Source organism: Candidatus Nitrosopumilus sp. (assembly GCF_029882185.1).
GTDB lineage: Archaea > Thermoproteota > Nitrososphaeria > Nitrososphaerales > Nitrosopumilaceae > Nitrosopumilus.
Genome location: NZ_JAOULD010000049.1, coordinates 1 through 8,491 on the forward strand (window position 1 = coordinate 1; position 8,491 = coordinate 8,491).

The 8,491-nt window shown below is 33.0% G+C and carries 8 protein-coding genes and 1 pseudogene; 1 reads left to right on the forward strand and 8 read right to left on the reverse strand.

Translation table 11 applies throughout. From position 1 onward, the window contains the following. Positions 1-246: 246 nt before the first annotated feature. Positions 247-1,566: a dicarboxylate/amino acid:cation symporter gene (locus tag OEW78_RS09000; protein ID WP_300326971.1), complete on the forward strand. Its 1,320-nt coding sequence runs from the start codon at positions 247-249 to the stop codon at positions 1,564-1,566. Positions 1,567-1,615: 49 nt separating this feature from the next. Here the strand turns inward: OEW78_RS09000 and OEW78_RS09005 are convergent, their stop codons facing one another. The 8 genes and pseudogenes from OEW78_RS09005 to OEW78_RS09040 all read right to left on the reverse strand — a co-directional run. Beyond that, positions 1,616-3,298, reverse strand: a complete 1,683-nt coding sequence (locus OEW78_RS09005) for an acetolactate synthase large subunit (protein ID WP_300326972.1) — start codon at positions 3,296-3,298, stop codon at positions 1,616-1,618. 137 nt (positions 3,299-3,435) lie between these two features. After that, on the reverse strand, positions 3,436-3,690 hold the full coding sequence (locus OEW78_RS09010; protein WP_300326973.1) for an Lrp/AsnC ligand binding domain-containing protein: 255 nt from the start codon (positions 3,688-3,690) through the stop codon (positions 3,436-3,438). A 126-nt stretch (positions 3,691-3,816) separates the two neighbouring features. Continuing rightward, positions 3,817-5,601 (reverse strand): cation:proton antiporter, encoded by a 1,785-nt coding sequence (locus OEW78_RS09015; RefSeq protein ID WP_300326974.1) that lies wholly within the window; start codon positions 5,599-5,601, stop codon positions 3,817-3,819. Positions 5,602-5,604: 3 nt separating this feature from the next. Further along, the gene (locus tag OEW78_RS09020; RefSeq protein WP_300326975.1) at positions 5,605-6,351 is read right to left on the reverse strand and encodes a hypothetical protein; all 747 of its coding nucleotides are present in this window, start codon (positions 6,349-6,351) and stop codon (positions 5,605-5,607) included. Between the two features lie 25 nt (positions 6,352-6,376). Further along, positions 6,377-6,838: an SHOCT domain-containing protein gene (locus OEW78_RS09025; protein ID WP_300326976.1), complete on the reverse strand. Its 462-nt coding sequence runs from the start codon at positions 6,836-6,838 to the stop codon at positions 6,377-6,379. 62 nt (positions 6,839-6,900) lie between these two features. Next, positions 6,901-7,332: a PRC-barrel domain-containing protein gene (locus OEW78_RS09030; protein ID WP_300326977.1), complete on the reverse strand. Its 432-nt coding sequence runs from the start codon at positions 7,330-7,332 to the stop codon at positions 6,901-6,903. Positions 7,333-7,516: 184 nt separating this feature from the next. Further along, entirely contained in the window at positions 7,517-8,287 is a 771-nt protein-coding gene (locus tag OEW78_RS09035) for an N-formylglutamate amidohydrolase (RefSeq protein ID WP_300326978.1), read from the reverse strand. Beyond that, positions 8,284-8,491 (reverse strand): annotated as a pseudogene (locus OEW78_RS09040) (gamma-glutamyltransferase); the annotation flags it as partial. The gene OEW78_RS09035 and the pseudogene OEW78_RS09040, both read right to left, overlap by 4 nt.

Genomic DNA, 8,491 nt, shown 5'->3' on the forward strand with positions numbered 1-8,491 from the left:
GGATTTTTTTGAGCCGTCAATAGGTACCAAAATTCTGTTAAGATCCACAAAGAAAACCATAAACCATCTAATATTAAGATTGAACTGATTCTCAATAAAAAAATCAGATATCCAGAGTTGCAAGATATCAAAAATTTGGAAGAGAATTCATGAAAAAGATAGACAGTTTACAAAAAAAGCATGAAAAACACAATCATTAACAAAAATTACATTTTTTTAATATAATAGAAATAGGATAATACTATATTGGCACTAAAATCATTCAAGTATCCTATTCCTCAGGTCACATATCTTGTAAAGAAAAAATTATGGGCTCAAGTGCTTTTTGCGTTATTTTTAGGATTAATTGTAGGCACGATTTTAGGTCCAGAATTTGGAATTGTGGAAAAAAATACGGCAGAAATAATTACTGATTGGTTATCCATTCCTGCCAATCTCTTTCTAAAAATTATTCAAATGATTATTGTACCATTAATCTTTGCATCTATAATTAGAGGACTAACGTCCTCTGGAAGTTTAGAACAGCTTCAAAAAATGGGCCTTGGAGTTGCCTTGTATTTTGTTGCAACCACTGCCATAGCATTGACAATTGGAATTATCATGGTAACTACCATTGCACCAGGGAATTTCATCGATAGTTCTTTGATTAGAGAAAGCTTTGGGATTGAAGATGCAGAGCCAGTTCAAGGTGAAGAAATATCTATTTTTGATATTCCTCAAAGCATCATAGGGGTTATTCCAAGCAACCCATTGGCATCTTTTATGTCTGGTGAAATGTTAAGCATCATTGTTTTTGCAATAATCATCGGAGTTTCAATGATCACCTTACCCAAAGAAAGTTCAAAACCAATACTTGACTTGTTAGAATCGGTTCAAAAAATTACACTAAAAGTAGTGTCATGGGCAATGCGTTTAGCTCCATTTGCAGCATTTGGTTTAATGGCAGGCATCACATCAAAGCTTGGATTGTCTGCACTTACCGGACTAGGGGCATATATGCTAACTGTTGTTGCAGGCCTTTTTGTAATGATATTTGTTTACATGTTAATCATTAAATTTTTCACAAAGAGACCATTGTTTTCAACTTTTACGATGATGAGAGATGCACAATTGCTAGCATTTTCAACTTCCAGTTCTGCTGCAGTTATGCCATTGTCAATTAAAACTGCAGAAGAAAAGATGAAAGTAAAATCCAAAATTTCTCAGTTTGTTATCCCTTTAGGAGCTACAATCAATATGGATGGAACAGCATTATATCAAATAATTGCAGTATTTTTCTTAGCACAGCTCTTCAATATCGATTTAGGATTCACCACAATTTTACTAATTTCTTTGACTGCCCTTGCAGCATCAATTGGGGCACCATCAGCTCCAGGCACAGGAATAGTCATTCTTTCAACAATTTTGATAGCTGCTGGAATTCCTCCAGTGGCAGTAGTGTTACTATTAGGAGTTGACAGAATTTTAGACATGACTAGAACTATGGTTAATGTCACAGGCGACCTTACTGCTTGTTTATTTTTTGATAATAAAATCAAGGATGAACCTCCCAAAGTAAAATCATGAGCATTGTGTTGAAAATAAATTAATTTTATTCAGAATTGTTTCTGAATGATCAAACTTTTGCTTTTACGTTTTGATAATGGCTGTCATTTAAGAGAACGTTGTTTCTCGAGTAATCTACATCAATTGCAATAATCACAGGTTTATCTATAATTTTCTTAGCTTCTTCTAAAATCATTGGAAATTCTTCAGTGGATTTTACTACATAACCCACAGCACCAAAACTTTCAGCTAATGTGATAAAATTGGGATTTGTGAATTTTGTAAAGACACTTTTTCCAAACTCATTTTTTTGTTTCATTGATATCATTCCTAAATCACGATCACACCACACTACAGTAATTATGGGGATCTTTAATCTTACTGCAGTTTCAAGTTCCTGTATATTCATCAGAAAACCTGCATCACCACACATTGCTACCACATTTCTGTCAGGATAGACCATTTTTGCTGCAATAGCGCCAGGGAATGCAAATCCCATAGAACAAAATCCATTTGGAATAATGCAAGTATTTGGCTGATATGTTTTGTAAATTTTAGATATCCAAAGTTTGTGAGCACCAACATCAGACAAAACAATATCATACTCGCCTAAGGCATTACGAACATCAATCACTAATTTTTCAGGTTTGATTGGAAATGCAGTATCATCATTAAATGAATCACGTCTTTCATCAACTTCTTGTAAAATTTGTTTAAAAATTTCAGGAATTTCTTTTCGTGGAAATACATCTAATTCAGGATGGGATTTTTTTTGAGATTCTAACTCAGCCAAGATTGCATCAACTGCATCACCTATATCAGAGACAATTTCCACTACGGGTCTGTAATAGGTATACACTTCAGAAGGTGTAAAATCAATGTGAATTATTTTCTTGTTTAATTCAAGATTCCAATTTTTAGGACTATATTCTACAAGATCAACGCCTACTGCAATTACAACATCAGCAGATTTCATAGCAAGTAATGCATGATCTGCATCTTTGATTCCAATAGTATGCAAATGAAGTGGAGAATCATCAGAAATTATTCCTTTTCCCATGAACGTATTCATGGCTATAATACCAGTTTTTTCAACAAATTTTCGTAAATTTTTACTTGCATTTTCTCTAACACATCCATTTCCTAAGAAAATTATAGGATTTTTCGCATGAAGAATTAATTGTGTAGCTTGTTTGATTAATTCTTCATTTGGTTCTGATCTAAAGATGTGTTGGGGTTCAATAGGAGGAATGTCTGCTTCTCTTTTAGCAATGTCCTGAGGTAGTTCAATATGCACTGCTCCAGGTTTTTCTTCAAGTGATATTTTGAATGCACGTCTTACAATTTCAGGAATGTTTTGAGGATTGCGTATTGACCAATTCCATTTTGTGATTGGTTTGAACATCGTAATCGCATCCATGTTTTGATGGGATTCTTTGTGTAACAGATGAGAATCAGTTTGTCCAGTAATTGCAAGTAATCGTGATCTATCCATATTCGCATTTGCAACGCCAGTAACAAGATTTGTTGCACCAGGACCCAGAGTGGCCAAACATACTCCAACTTTTCCAGTTAATCGCCCATAGACATCTGCCATAAAAGCAGCCCCTTGTTCATGTCGTGTTAAAATAAATTTGATTTTTGATTCAGATAATGACATCATAAAGTCTGCATTTTCTTCTCCAGGAATTCCAAAAATGTATTCAACCCCTTCATTTTCCAGACATTTTACAAATAAGTCAGAAGCTTTCAATGGAATTCCTGCAATTTGTAATATTGTATTTGTTAAAAAATTTTCTAAAAAGAATCGACAACATGTATTGCTAATTTTTAAAAAGTATAGAGATATAATTTTAACATATTGTATATATGAAACGTATGGGTGAAAGATTAATTTTCTTGATCTATACTTCCGCCCTGACCATACAATACGTGCATGGTAAAAGTATCAGTGACATCAGGATGATTTCTCAGTCTTCTGATAATCTCTTCTACGCCGTTAGGATCTATAGTTTTGACTTTGAGAAAAATATCATATTTACCCCAAATTCCGTTGATTTCAGTTATCTCAGATAGTTCTTTGAATTCAGAAATAACGTTCATTTCGCTACCGGTGTTACAATTTATGAGAATGTATGCTTGCATACACTAAATCCGATTTAAGATAAATAAAGATACCCTGTAAATTACAAATATTTGTAAATTTTACCTCAAAATTTACCATTTCATAAAAAAGGTAATTTTTTTGATAAACCAAATCAAGAATTATTTTTATTCAGGTTCAGGATTTTCGTCTTCTTTTAGCAGACTCTCCATAATATGACCATGAGACAATTTTTGAAATACAAATACAGAATCTGCAATCAGCAATACCGCTATTGCAAGACCAATTCCTGAAATTATGAAAGGCAAAAATGGTAAAAATTCAATATCACCAACATATGGTTGAATCACAGCAACTAGTATCAAGATAAACCCAACAAAGAAAATATTTCGCAATAATCTATGTAGTGGTTTTTCTTCAATCTTTTGTGTATCAGCAGGAATTAGTTTTGTAGATAAGACATCAGACATGTTAGTAACTAATTTTTCAATTTTGCCAAGCATTGCAATGACAGGATAAATTATCAATAAAACACTTACAATAGTCAACAGCACTTCGGGTTCAATTGCCAAAGGAATTCCAATTTGTGCCATGATAGTTACAATGTAATCATTAAAGTAATCAATTATTGCCAAAATTGCAATAACTATCATAAGATTGACAAAAAACTTTGGACCATGTTCTCGGAGCATTTTATTAAATTGGTGATCTTCATCTAAAGAATTCATAAGTTTGTGTAAGAATTTACCAACAATAAAAATAGGATTCAAGAGACGCATAGGAACAAGACTTTCTTTGTTAGTAAGTGTTGGTAAAACTTTCAACAACAAAGGAATACACAACATTGTTGCTAACGTTACAAGCATTGTAACAGGATACAAAGTATCTCTAACAGACCCACCGTCTACTGCTTGTTTTGCCATGATAAAGGAAAATTCGCCTCTAGGTACCATTACTGTTCCAATAGTAGAAGCTCCAGTCACATTATGTCCTCCAATTGTAGCTCCAAAGAAATTTCCTATGAATTTTCCAATCACAGCTAAAATCACTATAGGAATTGAAATCAATGCAACCTCGGGTATAGCCATAATGTTGACTAGCATGCCAATAGATACAAAAAATATCACACCAAAGAAATCACGTAACGGTAGAACTTTTTTGGTGATTTTTTCTGAATGTTTTGATGATGCAATAATCATTCCCATGATAAATGCGCCAATTGCAGAGCTTTGTCCTAGAAAATGAGCAAGAACTGCCAAACCAAAGCCTAATGCCAGTGCAGTGATAAATGGAGCCTCAGGTATGTCCAAATCATGAATTTTTTCTAAAAGTTTTGGAACTAATTTTATTCCTAAACCTAATGCTATGACAAAGAAAGTGAGACTTTGTAAAACTAAGATTCCGACTCCAGTAAAATCAAGATCTGCACCATCAGATGCATTTCCTAAAATTACAAGAAGTAAAACGGCTGCAAGATCTTCAACTATTAAAATTGTAATAACAGTATTGAATTCTTTGGTTTTGACTAATTTAAGATCCCTCATAATTCGAAGAGAGATAGCAGTACTGCTGATAGATAAAATTCCTGCAAGATATAGTGCTTCTAAATGAGACCAGCCAAATGAAAATGCGCCAATGTATGACAAGAAAAACATTATTGAAAGTTCAGTCATTCCAACTAGAATTGATTTTATTCCAGCTTGACGTAATTTCTGCAAACTAAATTCCAAACCTACAACAAACAGAAGAATAATTATTCCAAGTTCTGCCAGGAGATTGATAAGTTCCACATCATCAACTATTCCAAGACCATAGGGTCCTGCAATCATTCCAATTAGTATAAAGCCAATAATTGTTGGGAATTTTATTTTTTTCATTATTCCTGCACCAATCATACCTCCACCTAGCAACAATGCTAACAATGCAAGAAAATCAGTCACTTCAACAGTCATAATTTAGACGAGTTTTCCAGTAATTGCATCTACTCGTGCAACAACAACCTTGTTTTTATTATCATAGCATTTTGTCTCATAAATCGGGACAAATATCTCACGAAATTCTGTTATGAGATATTCTTCATGATTGATTTTCAAATCATGTTTTAGGCTATCTTTAAGTTTGTGAGCTAGTTTTAAGAAAACATCATCATCAGACAGATTGTTTGTTCGTATATGATCTTTGTTTATATCCAGAACCTTTTGTACGTAATTTTCTACTGAATCTGAACTGGTACTATAATGAAAAGCAGTTTCTAATCCGTTATTGTCTAAATATATAGAATCAGTCATGCTTTTTACTACATTTTCACTTACTTTGATTTCTAAATCTTGTTTAGATATCCCAACTCCTTCTTTCATCTTTTTCCCAAATTTTTTCCATACACCAGATTTATTTAAAATTGGAAATTTTTCGTTACCAATTGTAACTTCAGTCACATCAGGATCTACTTTGATCACATATGATGTGTCTCGATTAAAATCAATGTCATAATGACCCAAGACAAAAATGAATTGCTCAAAATACAATTGAGGACTCTCAACGGTTACTTCGTCAGGTTTTGGTCGTCTTAATGTAGATCCAAAAAAGGATGTTTTCTTTTTCTCTAAAACACCCACAACATCTTGAGGCAATAGTTTAGTTCTAAGTACGATAGTTTGTTTAGACGGTACATTTCCAGGTTTTAGATTTTCTTCATGAACCAATTTTATTTCAAACCCTTACCAAATTTCATATTCTATCTAAGATTTTTTTCTTTTTCTCATTGAATTCCTTATCAGTGATGATTCCTAATTCTTTTAGTTTAGCTAGTTTTTCTAAAATTTCAAGACTTGCAGAACCATATTGTGTACCAAGTTTTATTCTCCCTACAAGTAATTCAAAGAAAAGGAAAAAAGCACGGGATATTTTTTTATAGAATTTAGGGCTGTTCTTTTTTAGCATATTTTTTTGTTCTAACCCTTTGTCACGTATTTTTAGTGAGTTGATTTTTATTGTTTTCAAATACTCTTTGGATTTGAGATAGTCTGCAGTATTATTGGTGATTTGATTAATTTTTGCAATAGATGCTTTTCCAAGCTGTTTTCCATGTTCTACTGTTTGTGAGTAATTTTTTGTAACATCATCAAGAACGTGCTCTTGTTTTTTCTTGATAGTTTTTCCAAGATTCCCATTCTCTTTTTCATCAACCATTCTGTTGTTACCAAGTTTTTGGAGTATAGGTATTATTTTAACAGATACATAGTTAGGTCATACTAATTGAAAGATGGGCCCTTAATTGTAATCTTATCTCCAACACCAACAATTCTTTCAGAAGGGATAATTTTTGATTTGAATCGTGATTTTATCTCCAAAGTCTCAATTTTGTTTGTTTCAGAATTAAGATTGATTTTGATTACTTTTCCTACAGATTTTCCATCTACATCTATAATTTTGTCATGAGGCTTAATTGGAATTGAATTTAATTTAAGAGAAGATTCAGTCAGAATTTCAAAATAAGTAACAGAAATGAAATATGGTGCAGATAATCTTCGTTTGACCATGACTCCAGATATTGAGAAGGTTTTAGGATCAATACATATTGATTGGATTTTTCCACAATCATTTCCCTTACTGTCAAAAACAGATATTCCGATAAAATGTTGGCCAGACCAATATTTACCTAAAGCTTTATTTTGATTTTTCATGTCTTCAACCTAAGAGATCTCTTTAGCACATTTTGCGGAGCAACAAACCCTGTACAAGTCATGGAATTCATTTCCGCAATGCTTGCATGTCCTAATCATACTCATAGAAGAAGATCAAAAAAACGCCTAATCAGAAATAGACTCAAAGAAAATTGACATTTGATGTATCAGAAAAACATAGAAATTAGATTTTTGAGAACAAAATATCAAGTGATTTTTCAAATTGCCTGTTTAATTTTTGGAGATGATTAGGATCCACAATAAGAGAATCGTCATCATACCAAGGGGATTGCAAATACAAGTCTCTGTTCATCTCAACTTGGATCCAAGGAAATGGTTTATTCCCATAGGTTCTAGTTATGTAACCTCCATGAAATGGATTGTTTATGTATATTTCATCCCTATCAATGGAATATGATTTGGACATAGAATCAGCTAGTAATTCAATCATTTCTTGTGATGATGTTTGTCCATCATTGTTTGACAAACAAAACTTTGGTCTAGGATTTTTATTTCCATCAGGAGATATTCCAGGTGCAATAGATGCCATTGAATGACAATCAAGGCATAATTGTAAATCTAATTCCTCAAGACTCTTTTGTATAGACCTATGATAAGGCATGTAATACATCTCTATCAACAAATTACAAAGAGATTGATCAGGCGCTTTTCCATTTGTGTAGATTGGTTTTTGATAACAAGTCATGCTTTTTATCAATCCGTCAGGATTATCTGGAGGCATGTCTTCTTTAGAGCGATTAAGATCCACAAAGGCTCTTGCGATGTCTGTTTTAATTACACGTTGAACCTTGTCGCCCAAATTATAAAGTTCTATCACAAAAGGATCAGAATCATCAAACAGATCTTTTTTTGTTATAGACAAATGTCCATCAAGTTCTGCAGGCTTTCTTGTTCCACCATGAGGAATTGATAATAATACTGGAAATGTAGTCAATCCACACCTTCTGCTATACCGTCACGTCTTACTTCAGCTACCCCATGAAATCCATCTAGGGTTTGAAGTTTCATTGCAGCATGAATTGCTCCATGATAAAAGGAATATCTGTCTTTGATTGAAATTTCATATCCCATTTTTTTAAGATAGTCGATAATTTCAGTTCTAAATCCTCCATCTTCAATGCTTACATTCCCAGCAATG

Coding starts and splice junctions, on each gene's coding strand:
- OEW78_RS09010 (WP_300326973.1), bottom strand. CDS start 3,690: ATGCAAGCATACATTCTCATAAATTGTAACACCGGTAGCGAAATGAAC.
- OEW78_RS09030 (WP_300326977.1), bottom strand. CDS start 7,332: ATGAAAAATCAAAATAAAGCTTTAGGTAAATATTGGTCTGGCCAACAT.
- OEW78_RS09025 (WP_300326976.1), bottom strand. CDS start 6,838: ATGGTTGATGAAAAAGAGAATGGGAATCTTGGAAAAACTATCAAGAAA.
- OEW78_RS09015 (WP_300326974.1), bottom strand. CDS start 5,601: ATGACTGTTGAAGTGACTGATTTTCTTGCATTGTTAGCATTGTTGCTA.